We start from the raw sequence: 16,832 nt of genomic DNA, 5'->3' as shown, positions 1-16,832 counted from the left end.
GTGCGCCTGATGGCTGCTCGCCTCGATCCGCCCTCCCGACCTTTCGTCGACGCTTCAGACATGGAGCTGGTCGAGTACACGAGAGAAGGCGACTCTGCCGCATTCGGCGAGTTGTGGATCCGCCACTCCCCTGCGGGCCGTGCCGTGGCCAGGAGCCACCGCTTCGATGCAGACGACTTGCTCTCCGAGGCATTCGCTCGTGTGCTCCACGCCATCACCTCGGGGGGCGGACCGACCGCCGCTTTCCGCCCTTACCTCTTCACCACGATCCGCAACGTGTCGATGCAGTGGGCTCGGGCGAAGAGCGCCCACGCGAGCGAGGAACTCGACCTCATCGCCGATCCGTCGACCGAGGAGGACGCCTCTCTCGCCGCGCTCGACAGGAGCCTCACCGTGAGCGCGTTCCGCAGCCTGCCCACCCGGTGGCAGGAGGCGCTCTGGTACAGCGAGGTCGAACAGCTCTCGCCGGCTGAGGTCGCCCCTCTTCTCGGAATGAAGGCCAATGCGGTCTCTGCTCTGACCTACCGGGCACGCGAAGGTCTCCGGCAAGCATGGATTCAAGCCCATCTTCGGCGCACGGCCGATCCGGAGTGCTCGGCCGCGATCGAACGTCTCGGGTCGTTCACCCGTGGCACTCTCGGCCCCCGAGAGTCGAAGCGTGTTCGCGAGCACCTCGACGACTGCGCATCGTGCTCGATCGTCGCCGACGAGGCTCGCCAGGTAGGGTCGCGTCTCGCCCTCGTTCTTCTCCCTCTGGCGGCCGGCGTGTCCGGTGCCGCCGGATTCCTGTCCTGGGTTCAGGCGGGTCGCGGCTCAGCATCGTCCGCTTCGGCCAGCGGCGCGGGAGTCGGCGTGGTCGGCGTGGTCGCTGCTGCCGTCGGCGCGGTCGCCGTCGCCGCCACCGTCGTCGCTGCCGTGGTCCTCGGACCCGGCCTGTGGCATGCGCCATCCTCCGCCACCCCCACCGACTCGAGTGACCTCTCAGCCCAGGGCGACGACTCGACGATCGACATCCCTGCCGTCACTGCGGTGCCCACCGCCGAACCGCAGCCGAGCAATCCGCCGACCCCGACGGAGGAACCGGGTCCCGTCGACCCGCCCGAGCCTGTCGCCCCGCCTGCGACCTCGCCACCGCCCTCTACGCCGGCCGTTGCCCCGGTCGTGGTGTCGACGACGCCACCGGTCGAGCCTGTGCCGGTTCCGGTTCCGGTTCCGGTTCCCCCGACGGTCACTGTCGCGCAGACCCCGGATCGGCTCACGTTTCCCCTCTTCAGCGGCGTCGCCGAGCCGATGGCATCGGTGCAGATTCTCAACTCAGACGGAGCCGTACTCGTGTCGACGACCGCCGACGAGGCCGGTTCCTGGTCGATCACGGATTTCGGATCCAGCATCACGGGCGACCCGAACGGGCGCGAGGTCACCGTAAGGCAGGTGGTGGCCGGCGTCCCCTCACGCGCGAGCGCCCCCGAGCACCTCGTGGTACTCGAGGCACCCGTCATCCAGAATCCTCCTGAGGGGTCGGCGATCGCCTTCACCGACGACTATGAGGTCACCGTCCTCGGCGTGCCCGGCGCCAGCATCCAGCGGATCGTCAACGGCGAGGTGCGAGCCGATGTCCACAATCTGGATGCGGCGGGCCGATGGTCGCAGATCTATAGTTCGGCCGGCCCCGGCCCGATCGCACTGGGAATGCGTTACGTCGACCCCGAGTCAGGCCGCTACGGACTCACTCGCCTCGTCTCTTACACGATCAGCTGAGGCGTGCGGCCTTCCGGCGGGAAGTGAGTTCCGCAGCGACCAAGAGCGCGCCGGCCACGACGAGGGTGATGAGGTACGCGACAGGCAATGACGTCAAGCCGAACCCGTCGAGCAGGGCCGCGCCGACGAGCGCTCCCCCGCCGATGCCGATGTTGAACGACGTCGAATAGAACGCGCTGGCGGTGTCGCGGATATCGACCGAGGCGACGTGCAGCAGTCGAGCGCCGAGCAGCGGAGGCAGCGTTCCGAAGACGAGACCCCACAGCACGAAGGCGGGAATCGCGATGAAGGGGTTGGCCGCGAACACCGCCATGACGGTCACGGACACGGCGGTGACGGCGACCCCGATCACGACGCCGAGCGTGGGACGGCGACCGAACACCGTGCCGGCGAGCAGAAGTCCGCCCGCCCCCGCCAGACCGAAGATCGCGAGCAGCAGGCCGACGTGGCTCGAATCGACGCCGAGTTCACCCGTGAGATAAGGAGCGATGAAGGTGTAGAACGAGTAGTGGCCGATCATGATGACCGCGGCCAGCAGGCATAGGAGGGCGACGGCGGGAACCGTCGCATCCAGCTTTCGCCGGCCAGACGGATGCCGCTCGGGCAGCGCGTCGGACTTGGCGGGACGCTCCACTCGGGGCAGCAGCCACAGCATGAGCGCGGCGCCGATGATGCAGAGAACGGCGATCGCTCCGAAGGCGCTGCGCCAGCCGATCGCCTGGCCCAGCACGGTGCCGAGTGGCACGCCGAGCACGAACGCGAGAGTGCCGCCGCCCGTGGTGATCGCCACAGCGCGACCGAGCTGCTCCTTGGGAACCAGGTACCCCGAGTAGGCGCCCATGACAGCCCAGAACAAGCCGTGCGCCATGCCTCCGACGATCCGGGCCCCCACGAGGATCTCGAAGGTGGGCGCGATGGCGGTGACAGCACTCGAGAGCGAGACCACGATCAGGACGAGAACGATGAGGCGGTGACGCGACACCCTGCGGGTCAGCCGCGACAGCGGGATGCTCGTGAGCACCACTGCGAACGCGAAGACGGAGACGAGCAGGCCGATCTGCGATTCGCCCACCCGGAGCTCTGTGCTCATCTCGGGCAGAAGACCGGTGGGGAGCATCTCGGCGGTCACCGAGAGGAAGACGGCGGAGGCGAGCACGAGGAGCCCGCCCCAGGGAAACGGTCGGCCGGGAGCCCCGGTCGGGACGACGGCGATGGGAGAGGTGAACGGCTGAGTCACTGCGGTAGAACGAACCAAACTAACGAAAGAAGGCGAACAGAGGCGGCGTCACGCCAGCCTGACGAGGGCGGCATCGGAAGGATCGGACGACACCGCACGACGGGCACTCGACCTCAGGAACCGATGACGACGTCGTGCATGCCCGGGGCCGAACGAGATCCGTCGGCCACCCGCTAGTGTATCGGGAGGCAGAATCGGATGGAAGAGGCGAGAGCGTTGACGAGTTCCCATTGGGTGTTGACCTTCGTCTGCGCCGACCTCCCGGGTATCGTGCACGCGGTGAGCGGCGCGGTCGTGCAATCGGGCGGCAACATCACCGAGAGCCAGCAGTTCTCCAGCGCCGATACGGGCCGATTCTTCATGCGGCTGCAGGTCGAGTCCGAATCCGATCGGGCCGTCTTCGAATCGGCGCTCGCGCCGGTGATCGAACGCTACGACATGGACTGGCAGCTCGACGTGGTCGGCCGCCCCTTGCGTACTCTCGTTCTCGGCTCGACGGCGGCGCACTGCCTCAACGATCTGCTCTTCCGTCAGCGCGCGGGCCAGCTCGCCGTCGACATTCCGCTCGTCCTGAGCAATCACTCGGTTCTGGCGGAGCTCGCCGGGTTCTACGGTGTCGCCTTCGAATCGATGCCGGTGACGGATGCCGAGAGCAAGGCCGCCTTCGAACGTCGGGTTCTCGACGTGGTCGAGCAGCACGACATCGAACTCGTCGTGCTCGCCCGCTACATGCAGATCCTCTCGCCCGAGCTGTGCGCCGCGCTCGCCGGCCGCGCCATCAACATCCACCACTCTTTCCTCCCCGGGTTCAAGGGCGCGAATCCCTACAAGCAGGCCCATGCCCGGGGCGTGAAGCTCATCGGCGCGACGGCGCACTTCGTGACGAGCGACCTCGATGAGGGTCCGATCATCGAGCAGAACGTCGTGAGGGTCGACCACTCGCGTACCGCGTCTGAGCTCGTCTCGATCGGCCAAGACGAGGAGAGCCGCACGCTGACACAAGCCGTGAAGTGGTTCTCCGAGCATCGGGTGCTGCAGGACGGCGCCCGCACGATCATCTTCCGCTGACGCGGTCGGTACGCTTGAACCGTGAATCGAGAGACAGAGACCGCCGCCGGCAGAATCGGCATCGCCGACGTGATCCGGTTCGTGCTCGAACTGTTCGCGTTCGTCAGCCTCGGAATCTGGGGGTTCCTCGCGTGGCCGGGTCCGTGGCTGAACATCGTCCTCTGCATCGCCACACCCCTGTTCGCCATCCTGTTGTGGGCGCTGTTCCGCTCTCCCCGGGCCGTCGTGAAGCTCGACGCGTTCGGCAAGGCGCTCATCGAGATCCTCATCATGGGGTCGGCGGCGCTCGCCTGGCTGACCCTCGGGCAGCCGATCGTCGCGGTGGTCTTCGGCGTCGCAGCGACTATCAGCGGCGTGATCTCAGGCCGTAGAGAACTCAGCTGATGCTGCTGCACGGCGCTCGTAAGCTCGACGCCGACGGGATCGTCGACGACTTCTGGATGCTGCTCGTCGGCGACACGATCTCCACCACGGGCACCGGAGACAGCTGGCAGGCCCTGGCTCCGTCGGTCGCCGACAGTGCTCGGTTCGATGCGCGCGGCCGCTGGCTCACCCCCGGCTTCATCGATCTCCACGCGCACGGAGGAGGAGGCGCCTCGTTCGACGACGGCATCGACGCCATCGGCACGGCCCTGGCGGTGCACCGCGCGCACGGCACGACGCGGTCTGTCTTGAGCCTCGTCACGAACCCCCTGGATCGTCTCGCCGAGAATCTGCGGGGCATCGCCGATCTGGCCTCGGGCGATCCGCTCATCCTCGGCTCGCATCTCGAGGGGCCCTTTCTCTCTCCGCTGCACCGCGGCGCCCACGAGCCGCAGTATCTGATCGAGCCCGACCCGGCGAACGTCGAAGAGCTGCTGCAGGCATCCGCCGGCACCCTGCGACAGGTCACGATCGCGCCCGAGCTGCCGGGAGCCCTCGACGCCATCGACCGTTTCGTGAACGCGGGAGTCGTGGTGGCGGTGGGCCACACCGATGCCGGGCTCGAGGTCACCGCAGAGGCCTTCGATCGAGGCGCCTCGATATTGACTCACGCGTTCAACGCCATGCGAGCCATCCACCACCGAGCTCCCGGACCGGTCATCGCCGCGTTCGAAGACTCCCGGGTCGCCCTCGAGCTCATCCTCGACGGTGTGCATGTCCACCCCGAGGTCGTGCGACTCGCCTTTCTGGCTGCGCCTCAGCGCATCGTCCTCGTCACCGATGCCATGGCGGCGGCGGGGGCGCCCGACGGTCGCTATCGGCTCGGGTCCCTCGACGTGACCGTGGCACACGGCGAGGCGATGCTGAGCGGTACCGAGACCCTGGCCGGATCGACCCTGACCCAGGACGCCTCACTGGCCAACGCGATCGAACTCGCGCAGATCGATCCGGTGCTCGCCGTTCGGGCGGTCACGGCGAGCCCGGCCCGAGCTCTAGGGCTCGATACGCGTTTCGGCTATCTGCGCCCCGGATACGCTGCGGACGCCGTGCTGCTCGACGAGCGGTGGCGCTCCACGACGGTGTTCGCGAACGGCCTGCGGCTGGTGTGAGCCGCGCTCGTCGCCTGCACGCGTCTGCCCTGCGACAAAACACTCGGCGCCGCGCCCCCGAAGGAGGACACGGCGCCGGGTGGTCAGCAGGTTTCGACTAGGCCAGACGGGCCGCGAGGTTCTTGTCGAGCGTGTCGAGGAACTCCTCGGTGGTCTCCCACTTCTGCTCGGGGCCGACGAGAAGAGCCAGGTCCTTCGTCATGTGCCCGGCCTCGACGCTCTTGATGACGACGTCTTCGAGAGTCTCGGCGAACTCGGCGAGGGCCGGATTGCCATCGAGCTTGGCGCGGTGCGACAGACCGCGGGTCCAGGCGTAGATCGAGGCGATGGGGTTGGTCGACGTCGGCTTGCCCTGCTGGTGCATGCGGTAGTGCCGCGTGACCGTTCCGTGCGCTGCCTCGGCCTCGACGACCGATCCGTCGGGCACGCTGAGCACGCTCGTCATCAGGCCCAGCGAGCCGAAACCCTGGGCGACGGTGTCGCTCTGCACGTCTCCGTCGTAGTTCTTGCACGCCCAGACGTAGCCGCCCTCCCACTTCATGGCCGAGGCGACCATGTCGTCGATGAGGCGGTGCTCGTAGGTGAGACCGGCAGCCTCGAACTTCTCCTTGAACTCGGTCTCGAAGATCTCCTCGAAGATGTCCTTGAAGCGACCGTCGTAGGCCTTGAGGATGGTGTTCTTCGTCGACAGGTAGACCGGGTAGTTGCGGGTCAGACCGTAGTTGAGGCTTGAGCGCGCGAAGTCGCGGATCGACGCGTCCTGGTTGTACTGCACCTGTGCGATGCCGTCGTCGGGTGCGTCGTAGACCTCGAACTTCATCGGCTCGGAGCCGTCTTCCGGCGTGAACTCGACCGTGAGCTTGCCCTTGCCCTTGAACACGAAGTCCGTGGCCCGGTACTGGTCGCCGAAGGCGTGACGGCCGATGATGATCGGCTTGTTCCACCCGGGCACGAGGCGCGGAATGTTCGAGATGATGATGGGCTCGCGGAAGATGACGCCGCCGAGGATGTTGCGGATCGTGCCGTTCGGCGACTTCCACATCTTCTTGAGGCCGAATTCCTCGACCCGCGCCTCGTCGGGCGTGATCGTGGCGCACTTCACGCCGACACCGTGCTTCTGAATGGCATGGGCTGCGTCGATCGTGACCTGGTCGTCGGTCGCGTCGCGATGCTCGATGCCGAGGTCGTAGTACTCGAGATTGATGTCGAGGTAGGGATGGATCAGCGTGTCTTTGATCGCCTGCCAGATGATTCGTGTCATCTCGTCTCCGTCGAGTTCGACGACGGTTCCTTCAACCTTGATCTTGGACAACGGCCACTCCTTCGCGTGTTTTCGGACTGTTCCACAGCTTAGCCGCTCACCGATATATCTCTACGTCGAGATATATATCCGTTTGTACAGATGAAAGTGGCGGGCGGGTTCGAGGCGGGCTAGCCTTGCCCCATGGGTGAACTGAGACTGGTTGAGTTGTCGGCGAGCAACATCGTGGCGGCGAATTCGCTCACGCTCAAGCCCGGCCAGGAGCAGTACGTGGCCCCTGTTTCGCACTCCATCGCCGAGGCCTACGTGAACCCGGTCACCGCGTGGCCACGCGTCGTTCTCGACGACGACGAGGTCGTCGGCTTCATTCAGGGCAACTTCGATCCCGAGAGCGACCACGAAGAATTCAAAGGTTGCATCTGGAGCATCAACGTGGCGGCAGCAGCCCAAGGCCGAGGCGTGGGCCGCTTCGCCGTACTCTCCCTCGCCGACGAGGCACGATCGCGCGGCTACGACCGCATCACTGTCATGTTCGAGCCGGGTGAAGATGGGCCGGAGGCCTTCTTCTACCGCCTCGGATTCTCCAGCATCGGAGAGACGCAGTACGGCGAGACCATCGCCGCACTCTCACTCTGACCCGCTGCCGTGGCGTCGCCAGCCGCGGCCGGTCACGAGTTCGCCCTCGACGTGCTCGACCTCGTCGACTCGATACCGGTGGGTCGCGTGCTCAGCTACGGCGATCTCGCCGCGATGCTCGGCTCCCGCGCATCACGAGCGGTCGGCACGGTCTTACGGCAGTCGGGGTCGGGTCATGCGTGGTGGCGAGTCCTTCGATCCGGAGGACATCCGCCGGTGGGGCATGAAGCGCGCGCCTACGAGCACTACATCGCCGAAGAGACCCCGCTCGTGCGCACGGCGACAGGCTGCGGCTATCGCGTCGACTACGCTGTAGCACGGTGGATTCCGACGGAGCCCCCGACCGAAGCCGTAAGCCCACGAGAAAAGGAGCAGCAGTGAAGCGTCGTCTGCTTGTTGCCGCCCCCATCCTCGCCATGACCGCACTCCTGTCCGGATGCACGCTGGCGAATGCGATCAACCCGCCCATCGAGAGCGCCATCTACGCGACCCAGCCCGAGGCGGCCGGGGCCACCGGCAGCGTCGCGCTACCCGACTTCGTGCAGGCCGATGCCACCACGATCCGCATCAAGACCGACACCGCGGACAACACCAAGATCCTCGGCTACAGCATCCCGGCTCCGCTCGCGGCCCCGATCGGCTCCGAGTGCTCGAGCCCCAGCACACCCGCTCTCGACGACACCTGGTGGGCCGAGTCCATTCCGACCGACGCCGCCATCACCTGCTCGGGCGCGTGGCACATCTACGTCGCCGGACAGACCATCTTCGCCTGGACTCCGTAGGCCCCGATCACGCCAGCGATTCGCGCCAGGAGGCGTGAAGCGCCGCGAAGCGACCCGTTCCGGCGATGAGGTCGGCCGGGGTTCCGTCTTCGACGATCCGACCGTGCTCCATGACGAGAACGCGATCCGCGATCGCCACGGTCGAGAGTCGGTGCGCGATGATGATCGCCGTACGATCCGCCAGGAGCGTCTGCAGGGCATCCTGCACGAGCCGTTCGCTCGGGATGTCGAGCGACGCCGTCGCCTCGTCGAGGATCAGCACCGCCGGGTCGGCCAGGAAGGCCCGCGCGAACGAGATCAACTGCCGTTGACCGGCTGAGACACGCCCTCCCCGCTTGTTCACATCTGTTTCATAGCCGTTAGGCAGGCCCTCGATGAAGGCGTCGGCGCCGACGGCTCTCGCGGCCGCCTTGATCTCGTCGAACGACGCCTCGGGCTTGCCGATCGCGATGTTGTCGGCGACCGTACCCGAGAAGAGGTACGCCTCCTGGGTCACCATCACGATGGCCCTGCGCAGATCTTTCGGGTGGAGCGACCGCAGGTCGATGCCGTCGAGAGAGACCTCGCCGGTCGTCGGGTCGTAGAACCGCGACACCAGTTTCGCCAGCGTCGACTTGCCGGCGCCGGTGGACCCGACGAGGGCGATCGTCTGTCCTGCCGGGATATCGAGGTCGAACGTCGGCAGGATGACACGATCGCCGGAATAGGCGAACTCCACGTCGGAGAAACGCACGTGGCCCTTCGACGTCCAGAGATCGACGGGAGCCGTGGGATCGGGGACGCTCGGCTGCTCCTCGAGAACGCCGGAGATCTTCTCGAGAGCCGCGGCCGCCGACTGATAGGAGTTGTAGAACATCGCCATGTCCTCCATCGGGTCGAAGAAGCGGCGGGTGTAGAGCACCACGGCCAGCAGCGCGCCGACGGCCAGCTGACCGTCGAAGACACGCAGCCCGCCCACGAGCAGCACGACCGCGACCGTGACGTTGCCAATGAGAACGAGTCCCGGGTTGTAGATGCCGAACAGGCGGATGACCTTGGCGTTGACCTGGCGGTAGTCCTCGACCAGCTCACCGAAGACGTGCTCGTTTCGAGACTCGGTACGGAATGCCTTGACCGCCCGAATGCCCGTCATCGTCTCGACGAACTTGACGATGACGTTGGCCGATGCCGTGCGCGTCTGCCGGAAGACCCGCTGCGACCGCAGCTGGAACCACCGGGTGAGGATCGCCAGAGGAACGAGCGACACGAGAAGCACGCCGGCGCTGAGCGGGTCGACGAGGAGCAACGCCACGCCGACGAAGACCATGTAGAGCACGCCCTGCACCAGGTTGTTGATTCCCGAGTCGAGGAGTTCGCGGATCGAGTCGAGGTCGCTCGTCTGGCGCGAGATGATGCGCCCAGAGGTGTAGCTCTCGTGGAACTCGAGGCTGAGCCGCTGGGTCTGAAGGAAGACCCGGCGTCGCAGATCGAGCAGCACGGCCTGACTGATGCGAGCGGAGAGGACCGTGAACCAGGCGACCAGAGCGGCGCCGATCACCCCGGTGGCGAGGTAGGCCGCTCCGGCGAGCGCGAGCGGCATCCAGTCGTTCTTCATGAGGGCCGGCAGACCGCTGTCGATGCCGAATGCGATGAGGGCGGGGCCGGCCACCTGCGCGGCCGTCGACACGATGATCACGACGATGCCGAGGATCAGCCGGGCGCGGAGAGGCTCGAGCAACGACCCGAGGAGACGCATGCTGCGGCTGCGGATCTGTCGGCTCTCGGCGCGCGTGAAGTCGTCGCGCTCCTCGCCGCTGGTTCCGGTGACGCTGGTCTGGCTCATGAGAGGTTCTCCGTGTGTGCAGGCTCTGCCTGTGTCTGGTTGTCGAGGCTCGAGATCACGAAGCGATAGTGCTCGTTGCTCGCGATGAGCTCGCTGTGCGTGCCCACGGCCGTGATGCGCCCGTCTTGCATCAGCGCCACCCTGTCTGCGAGCGACACCGTCGAGGGGCGGTGCGCGACGATCAGCGCGGTGGTCGACGCGAGCACGCGCCTGAGGGCCGCCTCGACCAGCTGCTCGGTCGTAACATCGAGGGCAGACAGCGGGTCGTCGAGCACGAGCACCGCTGGACGAGCAGCAACCGCGCGAGCCAAGGCGAGGCGCTGACGCTGGCCACCTGACAGGCTCAGCCCCTCCTCGCCGACGCGAGTGTCGAGCCCGTCTGGCAGATCGAAGACGAAGCGGGCCTGCGCGATATCGAGCGCCTCCTCGAGATCGGCCTCCGTCGCATCCGGTCTGCCCAGCAGCACGTTCTCGCGAACCGTCGCCGAGAACAGCGTCGCATCTTCGAACGCCATCGCGATGTGGGTTCGCAGCTCGTCGAGAGAGAGGTCACGAACGTCGACGCCGTCGAGGGTCACCGAGCCCCCCGTGACGTCGTAGAGGCGCGTCGGCAGCGCCGTGAGCGTGGTCTTGCCCGATCCGGTGAGACCGACGAGCGCCATCGTCTCTCCCGGCTCGATGACGAGGTCGATTCCGTCGAGCAGATCAGGAAAGCGACTCGGCGAATCCTGGTAGCGGAAGTGTGCGTCGGCGAAGACCAGTCGCCCCTCGGGCCTGTCGATCGTCTTCGGCGAGACAGGGTCGACAATGGTGTTGACCTCATCCATGACCTCGAAAAAGCGATTGGTCGCGGTCTTCGCGTCGATCGTCATGGCCAGGAAGTAGCCCATCGACTGGATGGGGAACAGGAGCACCGTGCCGGTCGCGAAGAAGGCGACCAGCTCCCCCACACTCGACTGACCCGACTGCGCCAGCCATACGCCTACGACCAGTGCCACGGCGAAGGCGACATCGGGAACGAGCAGGAGCCAGAGCCAGATGCCGGCCACGGCCCGCGCCTTCTCGAGCTCTGTGCCCTGCAGCTCTTCGGCCTGCGTTTCGAACCGCTTGAGCGCGTGCGAGCCGCGCCCGAATGCCTTGAGAACCCGGATGCCGTGAACGCTCTCTTCGACGGCCGTCGCCAGATCGCCCTGCTGGTCTTGACCACGGCGAGCCGCCAGCGAATAGCGCTTCTCGAACGCGTAGCCGTAGATGAGCACGGGGATCGATGCGGCCACGAAGATGAGCCCGAGGATCCAATTGAGCGAGACGAGGATGACGAACCCGATCACCAGGGTCAGCGAGTTCACGATCAGAATGACGAAGCCGAACGCCATCCACCGGCGGATCAGGTTGAGATCGCCGATCGCACGCGACAGCAGCTGTCCGCTCGGCCATCTGTCGTGGAAGGCCACGGGAAGGCGCTGCAACTGCCGATAGAGGCTGTTGCGCATGTGCGCCTCGACGTGGGTTCCCGGAGTAAGGACGAGCCAGCGGCGCAGGGCGATCAGGGCGGCCTCGGCGACACCCAACGCGAGCACCAGGCCCACCGAGAACCACACGAGCGATACATCTGTGCCGGTCAGGGGCCCGTCGATCAGCCACTGCAGCACCTGCGGGATCGCCAGCGCCACGAGGCTCGCGAGAAGAGACGCCACGATCGCCACGTAGATGCGCGGCATCGCCGGCTTCGCGTACCGGTACAGCCGTCCGAGGGAGGCCAGGGTGGACGGGGGCGGGGGCGTTGACACGGAGAAACCTCGAAAGAAGGGTGGGATTCCGCCCGAATGCGGGCAGCCTTTCAGGCTACTCTCGAGTCGTACTCGAGCGCAACGCGCGTCGCGCGAATCAGCGCACGCGCACCGACAGGCACGTCACGCAGGCCTCGAGCTTCTCGAACTCCGAGATGTCGACGGCGATGACCCTGTAACCCAGACTCTCGATCAGCTGAGCAGACTCGGGCGCCGCCGACGACATGAGCACCGTGTCGTCGGAGAGGATGACCACGTGCGCCCCCGCCTCCTCCGGCACGGCGAGGAAGCGGTCGAAGATCTTGGGATCGTCGACGACCGGCGGATATCCGATGACCGTGCCGTCGGGCAGAGCCGTGACGGCGCTCTTGAGATGCAGGACCTTCGAGATCGGCACGGCGATGACGGTATAGCCGAGAGGGCTCAGGATGTGCCGTAGCTGCCTGATTCCCTCGGCGTTCGTTCGGCCACCGCGCCCCACGTAGACGCGCTTCTCGATCTTCAGCACGTCTCCCCCGTCGAGGGTGCCGGGCTGCACGATGCGCGTGACATCGAGGCCCAGCGATCGCACGCTCTTCTCCACCTCGTCGATCTCTGCGACGCGGCTGGGCACCGCAGGGCTCGCGAGCACGGCGAGGCGACCGAACATCACGACGGAGTCTTCGACGAAGACCGAGTCGGCCAGCCCGTCGGCACGCTCGACCTCCACCGGCTTCCACCCCGCCCCGATCAGGGCGGCGACGTACGACTCCCACTGCTCGTCGGCGAGTTCTGTGTCGACCTCGGTGCGCTCGAGGTGGGTCACGATCCCCTCGGCCAGATTGTCGGACGGGCGTCGCACCAGAACGGTTCCCGAGACGGTGCGTGGCGGCATCTCGGAGTGGCTGAGCGCCGAGTACACCCGGCGGCCCAGCGTGGCCGTCGCCACCGTGGCGGTGAGCACGAAGATGAGATTGATGTTGCCGAGAGTGCTGAGAACGTACGCGATCACCCGACCGTCGAGTGCATTGCCCTGCAGCAGGGTTTGGATTCCCGTACCGACGACGGCCGCGATGACGCCCGAGACCACCCCGGCGATGGCGGCCGTGTACCAGCGCGTCAGCCGGGCGATCATGGCGAACACGAAGACCAGCACGAGCAGCACGAGCGTCGCCGGCACGAAGAAGTTGTTGATCTGCAGCAGCACGATCGCCTGGGGATCGCTGCCGACGAAGAACGACAGCATCGTGGCGAGGTGCGTGATCGCGGCGATGAGCAGCGCTGCCACGGCGGACGCGATGACCGGTCTCGGTCGGAGGAAATGCATGGGTGCGACCTTACTTCGGGTTTCTGTACGCACGTCGAGGGGTTCTAGTGGAAGAAGTGGCGTTCCCCTGTGAAGTACATCGTGACGCCTGCGGCCTGAGCCGCCTCGATCACCTCTGCATCGCGGACCGAGCCGCCCGGCTGCACGACCGCTTTCACGCCCGCGTCGATGAGCACCTGCAACCCGTCCGCGAAGGGGAAGAAGGCGTCGGATGCGGCGACCGATCCGGCGGCGCGCTCGCCCGCTCGCGTCACGGCCAGATGGCAGGAATCGACACGGTTGACCTGACCCATGCCGACGCCGACCGACGCCCCGTCGGACGCGAGCAGGATGGCGTTGGACTTCACGGAGCGGCACGCCTTCCAAGCGAACTCCAGATCGGCCAGGGTGGCGTCGTCGACGTGCTTGCCGGCGACCCGTTGCCACTTCACCGAGCTGAAGCCGTCGAACCCGTCGGGCTTCTGCGCGAGGAAGCCGCCGCTGATCTGGCGGATCTCCGTCTCGTCGCGGCGGAAGCCCGCGGGCAGCTTCAGCAGTCGGAGGTTCTTCTTGATCTGCAGGATCTCGAGGGCCTCCGGCTCGAAGTCGGGGGCGACGAGGACCTCGGTGAAGATCTCGGCCACGCCTTCGGCCATCGCCCGTGTCACGGTGCGGTTGGCGGCGATCACGCCTCCGAACGCGGAGACGGGGTCGCAGGCGTGCGCTCGAGCGTGGGCACCCGCGATCGCATCGGCGTCGGCCGGCTGCGCGACGGCGATGCCGCACGGGTTGGCGTGCTTGATGATCGCCACGGCGGGCTCGGCGAAGTCGAACGCGGCGCGAACGGCCGCATCGGCGTCGACGTAATTGTTGTACGACATCTCCTTGCCGTGGAGCTGGGTCGCCTGGGCGATCCCCGCCCCGTTCTCGCGCACGTACAGTGCGGCAGGCTGATGCGAGTTCTCGCCGTAGCGGAGGGTCGCCGACCGGGTGCCCTCGATCGTGACGGCGTCTCCGAGACCGGCCGTGTCGAGGCCGGCGCCATCCGTCGTCTCGCCCGCGAACCACGCGGCGACCGCCGCATCGTAGGCGGCCGTGTGGGCGAAAGCCTCGGCGGCGAGCGCGCGACGACTCTCGAGCGTGGTTCCGGCAGGCAGCGATTCGATGATGCCGGCGTAGCTCGAGGGCGACACCGCGATCGCGACGTTGGCGTGGTTCTTGGCCGAGGCGCGCACGAGCGCCGGGCCTCCGATGTCGATCTGTTCGATCACGGCCGAGCTCTCGGCACCCGAGGCCACGGTCTCGCGGAACGGATACAGGTTCACCACGACGAGCTGGAATGCGCGGATGCCGAGCTCGTCGAGCTGGGACTTGTGCGACTCGAGCCGGAGATCGGCGAGGATGCCGGCGTGGACGGCGGGGTGCAGCGTCTTCACACGGCCGTCGAGAGACTCGGGAAAGCCCGTGACCTGGCTGACCTCCGTGACCGCGAATCCCGCGTCGGCGATGGTCTTCGCCGTCGAACCCGTCGACACGATCTCGACCCCGGCATCGGCGAGGGCCGCGGCGAGCTCGAGGAGCCCGGTCTTGTCGCTCACCGAGATCAGTGCGCGCTCGATGCGCACGACGTCGCGGTGGGCGTAGAGGTTCGGATCGTGAATTGGACCGCTCATGCTGTGGCTAGCTCCCTGAGGTTGACTCTGCTGTTCGCGATGTCGAGTACCGCCTGAGTGAGCAGGCGACGCTCGACCGTCTTGATTCGTTCGTGAAGTTCCGGCTCCGTGTCATCGGCCTCGATCGCCACGACCTCCTGGACGATCACCGGACCGGTGTCGACACCCTCGTCGACGATGTGCACGGTGACGCCCGTCTGCGCCGCCCCGGCGGCGAGGGCGTCGCGCACGGCGTGGGCGCCTGGAAACGCGGGCAAGAGAGCCGGATGAGTGTTGATGAGGAACGGGCTCAGGGCCGAGACGACCCGAGGGGGCAGGATGCGCATGAAGCCGGCGCAGACGACCAGATCGGGATTCCACACTCGGATCTGCTCGAGAAGCTCGTCTCCCCATGCGGCGCGCGACTCGAACGACGTCGGTGGCACGGTGAAGGTGGGCACGCCGAACTCCTCGGCGTGGGCCAGGCCCGCGGCGTCGTTGTCGGCTCCGACGGCGACGATCCTCGCGGGAAACTCTGCGTCTGACTGCGCGTCGAGAAGGGCGCGGAGGTTCGATCCTCCGCCGGAGATGAGTACGACCAGCGACAGCACCGTCACAGTTTATTGGTATCCGCATCGGCGCCCGCGCGGTCGAGTCCGCCGAGACCGTCGAGGCCGCCATCGGAGTCCGCTTCGGCCCCGGTGCCGTCGGACATCCGCGAGAAGAACCGTCGCGTGAGCCCCACTGTGAGCCCGAGCACGGCGCTGGGGCCGAGCTCGAGCGCCGACCAGATCCACACGGCGGCCGGATCCGGACCGACGTCGACGAGCCTTCCGGGTCCGGCGGCTCCCCCGGACCAGATGGCGAGCAGCCCGAGCACGCTGGCGCCGACGACTCCGACTCCGATACCCGACAGCACCAGGACCAGCGGCGACGACCCCGCACCCGCCGCCGTCAATCGAGGCTTGAGAACGACGCCCACGACGAAGCCGACGACGACGGGAACCACGACAACCGCGTAACCGATCGCGGGCGCCCCCTGTGGCAGGGCGCCGAGGATCGGCAGCCCTGGGAGCAGGCCCACCTGTGTTCCCAGCGGCGACACCACGCTGCCCGAGCCGAGGGCGAAACCCGGCCCGAGCAGCCACGAGGTGGCCCAGACGACCATGTTGGGCACGATCGAGAGCTGGCCCATGGTCAGGGCGATACCGCCCACGAGTTGCGACTGCAGGGATTCGTACAGCGAGATGATCTGCCCGTAGTGCCCCAGGATCAGGACGAACACCAGAATGCCGGCGACCGCCGTGAGCCCGGCGACCGCCATCGCGCCGCCTCGGGCCGCGAGAGACACCACCGTCGCGACGGGCGCCGGCACGCGATCGACGATCTCGCGCAGGCTCCGGGTGAGGATGTCGACGGCTTGGCCAGCGGGATCGGCCGGATCCGCGGCGGCCGAGAAATCGGCGCGGGAGAACAGGCTCGTCGCCATGCCGATGGCATAGACGGCTGCGGGGAAGAACAAGGCCTGCACGATCGACGGTCGCGCACTGTCGGAGCCGGCCCCGCTGGCGACCAGCCATCCGATCGCGACGACGGTGAGTACGCCCACGGCGGCGCCGAGGAGGCGGTGCTCCGAATCGGCGAGACGCCGGCCCGATCGCCATCCGAGGAGCACCGTGAGCACGGCCATACCCAGGGGCGCGAAGCCGATCTCGAAGGGCACCCCCGCCCCCTGCAGGGCGAGTTGCAGCGCGAGCGTCGGATCGATCGTGACGAGCAGATCGACGCCATTGCCGAGCAGCCAGAAGTTGGCCGCGACCCGCCAGAACGCGCCGAAGTCGACGGCGAGCTCGAACTGCGTCAGCCAGAGGATCGTCAACGGAATCAAGAGGATTCCGACGCCGAGTACCCCGACGAGGAGCGCGTCGAGAAACGCGAGGAATGCGGTAAATGGTCGATTCATGCCGTGCCGAGCGTACCCCCTGTCGGCTGAGTCGACACCTCACCCC

Annotated in this window: 15 protein-coding genes; 7 read left to right on the top strand and 8 right to left on the bottom strand. The window is 67.1% G+C overall.

Annotated elements, in window-relative coordinates:
• Positions 1-9: 9 nt before the first annotated feature.
• The gene (locus ASF79_RS13875) at positions 10-1,758 is read left to right on the top strand and encodes a sigma-70 family RNA polymerase sigma factor (RefSeq protein ID WP_082495907.1); all 1,749 of its coding nucleotides are present in this window, start codon (positions 10-12) and stop codon (positions 1,756-1,758) included.
• Here the strand turns inward: ASF79_RS13875 and ASF79_RS13870 are convergent.
• The gene (locus ASF79_RS13870; protein ID WP_235500763.1) at positions 1,751-2,995 is read right to left on the bottom strand and encodes an MFS transporter; all 1,245 of its coding nucleotides are present in this window, start codon (positions 2,993-2,995) and stop codon (positions 1,751-1,753) included. The genes ASF79_RS13875 and ASF79_RS13870 overlap by 8 nt on opposite strands.
• Positions 2,996-3,193: 198 nt before the next feature.
• Between ASF79_RS13870 and purU the strand changes: the two genes are divergently transcribed.
• The 3 genes from purU to nagA are packed head-to-tail and all read left to right on the top strand — an operon-like array spanning position 3,194 to position 5,595.
• Positions 3,194-4,063 (top strand): formyltetrahydrofolate deformylase, encoded by an 870-nt coding sequence (gene purU, locus ASF79_RS13865; protein WP_055777886.1) that lies wholly within the window; start codon positions 3,194-3,196, stop codon positions 4,061-4,063.
• 21 nt (positions 4,064-4,084) lie between these two features.
• The gene (locus ASF79_RS13860) at positions 4,085-4,447 is read left to right on the top strand and encodes a YrdB family protein (protein WP_055855740.1); all 363 of its coding nucleotides are present in this window, start codon (positions 4,085-4,087) and stop codon (positions 4,445-4,447) included.
• Entirely contained in the window at positions 4,447-5,595 is a 1,149-nt protein-coding gene (gene nagA / locus ASF79_RS13855; protein WP_055855737.1) for an N-acetylglucosamine-6-phosphate deacetylase, read from the top strand. The genes ASF79_RS13860 and nagA overlap by 1 nt, the downstream gene beginning before the upstream one ends.
• 97 nt (positions 5,596-5,692) lie before the next feature.
• On the opposite strand, the gene ASF79_RS13850 is transcribed toward nagA, so the two are convergent.
• Positions 5,693-6,907, bottom strand: coding sequence for an NADP-dependent isocitrate dehydrogenase (locus ASF79_RS13850; protein WP_055777894.1), 1,215 nt, complete (start codon positions 6,905-6,907; stop codon positions 5,693-5,695).
• Between the two features lie 132 nt (positions 6,908-7,039).
• Between ASF79_RS13850 and ASF79_RS13845 the strand changes: the two genes are divergently transcribed.
• The 3 genes from ASF79_RS13845 to ASF79_RS13835 are packed head-to-tail and all read left to right on the top strand — an operon-like array spanning position 7,040 to position 8,274.
• On the top strand, positions 7,040-7,492 hold the full coding sequence (locus ASF79_RS13845; RefSeq protein WP_055777897.1) for a GNAT family N-acetyltransferase: 453 nt from the start codon (positions 7,040-7,042) through the stop codon (positions 7,490-7,492).
• Between the two features lie 9 nt (positions 7,493-7,501).
• The gene (locus ASF79_RS13840) at positions 7,502-7,873 is read left to right on the top strand and encodes an MGMT family protein (protein WP_055855733.1); all 372 of its coding nucleotides are present in this window, start codon (positions 7,502-7,504) and stop codon (positions 7,871-7,873) included.
• Positions 7,870-8,274: a hypothetical protein gene (locus tag ASF79_RS13835; protein WP_055777903.1), complete on the top strand. Its 405-nt coding sequence runs from the start codon at positions 7,870-7,872 to the stop codon at positions 8,272-8,274. Before ASF79_RS13840 ends, ASF79_RS13835 begins: the two co-directional genes overlap by 4 nt.
• Before the next feature lie 7 nt (positions 8,275-8,281).
• Here the strand turns inward: ASF79_RS13835 and ASF79_RS13830 are convergent, their stop codons facing one another.
• The 6 genes from ASF79_RS13830 to ASF79_RS13805 all read right to left on the bottom strand — a co-directional run bounded on the left by ASF79_RS13830 (position 8,282) and on the right by ASF79_RS13805 (position 16,786).
• On the bottom strand, positions 8,282-10,096 hold the full coding sequence (locus tag ASF79_RS13830) for an ABC transporter ATP-binding protein (RefSeq protein ID WP_055777905.1): 1,815 nt from the start codon (positions 10,094-10,096) through the stop codon (positions 8,282-8,284).
• Positions 10,093-11,817: an ABC transporter ATP-binding protein gene (locus ASF79_RS13825; RefSeq protein ID WP_082495906.1), complete on the bottom strand. Its 1,725-nt coding sequence runs from the start codon at positions 11,815-11,817 to the stop codon at positions 10,093-10,095. Before ASF79_RS13825 ends, ASF79_RS13830 begins: the two co-directional genes overlap by 4 nt.
• 166 nt (positions 11,818-11,983) lie before the next feature.
• Positions 11,984-13,192 (bottom strand): dimethylargininase, encoded by a 1,209-nt coding sequence (gene ddaH, locus ASF79_RS17840; RefSeq protein WP_055855727.1) that lies wholly within the window; start codon positions 13,190-13,192, stop codon positions 11,984-11,986.
• Positions 13,193-13,236: 44 nt separating this feature from the next.
• The gene (gene purH, locus ASF79_RS13815; RefSeq protein ID WP_055855723.1) at positions 13,237-14,844 is read right to left on the bottom strand and encodes a bifunctional phosphoribosylaminoimidazolecarboxamide formyltransferase/IMP cyclohydrolase; all 1,608 of its coding nucleotides are present in this window, start codon (positions 14,842-14,844) and stop codon (positions 13,237-13,239) included.
• Complete coding sequence (gene purN / locus ASF79_RS13810) at positions 14,841-15,434, bottom strand: phosphoribosylglycinamide formyltransferase (protein WP_055779700.1); 594 nt, start codon at positions 15,432-15,434, stop codon at positions 14,841-14,843. Before purN ends, purH begins: the two co-directional genes overlap by 4 nt.
• A 2-nt stretch (positions 15,435-15,436) precedes the next feature.
• Entirely contained in the window at positions 15,437-16,786 is a 1,350-nt protein-coding gene (locus ASF79_RS13805) for a cell division protein PerM (protein WP_055855720.1), read from the bottom strand.
• Between the last annotated feature and the right edge of the window lie 46 nt (positions 16,787-16,832).

Origin of the sequence: Agreia sp. Leaf335 (assembly GCF_001423605.1) — a bacterium.
In the GTDB taxonomy this organism is placed as follows: Bacteria; Actinomycetota; Actinomycetes; order Actinomycetales; family Microbacteriaceae; genus Agreia.
Note: the sequence above shows the minus strand (reverse complement) of the source record. Positions and strands in the feature narration are given on the sequence as shown.

Coding starts and splice junctions, on each gene's coding strand:
- ASF79_RS13875 (WP_082495907.1), top strand. CDS start 10: ATGGCTGCTCGCCTCGATCCGCCCTCCCGACCTTTCGTCGACGCTTCA.
- purU (WP_055777886.1), top strand. CDS start 3,194: ATGGAAGAGGCGAGAGCGTTGACGAGTTCCCATTGGGTGTTGACCTTC.
- nagA (WP_055855737.1), top strand. CDS start 4,447: ATGCTGCTGCACGGCGCTCGTAAGCTCGACGCCGACGGGATCGTCGAC.
- ASF79_RS13845 (WP_055777897.1), top strand. CDS start 7,040: ATGGGTGAACTGAGACTGGTTGAGTTGTCGGCGAGCAACATCGTGGCG.
- ASF79_RS13830 (WP_055777905.1), bottom strand. CDS start 10,096: ATGAGCCAGACCAGCGTCACCGGAACCAGCGGCGAGGAGCGCGACGAC.
- ASF79_RS13825 (WP_082495906.1), bottom strand. CDS start 11,817: ATGCCGCGCATCTACGTGGCGATCGTGGCGTCTCTTCTCGCGAGCCTC.
- ddaH (WP_055855727.1), bottom strand. CDS start 13,192: ATGCATTTCCTCCGACCGAGACCGGTCATCGCGTCCGCCGTGGCAGCG.
- purH (WP_055855723.1), bottom strand. CDS start 14,844: ATGAGCGGTCCAATTCACGATCCGAACCTCTACGCCCACCGCGACGTC.
- ASF79_RS13805 (WP_055855720.1), bottom strand. CDS start 16,786: ATGAATCGACCATTTACCGCATTCCTCGCGTTTCTCGACGCGCTCCTC.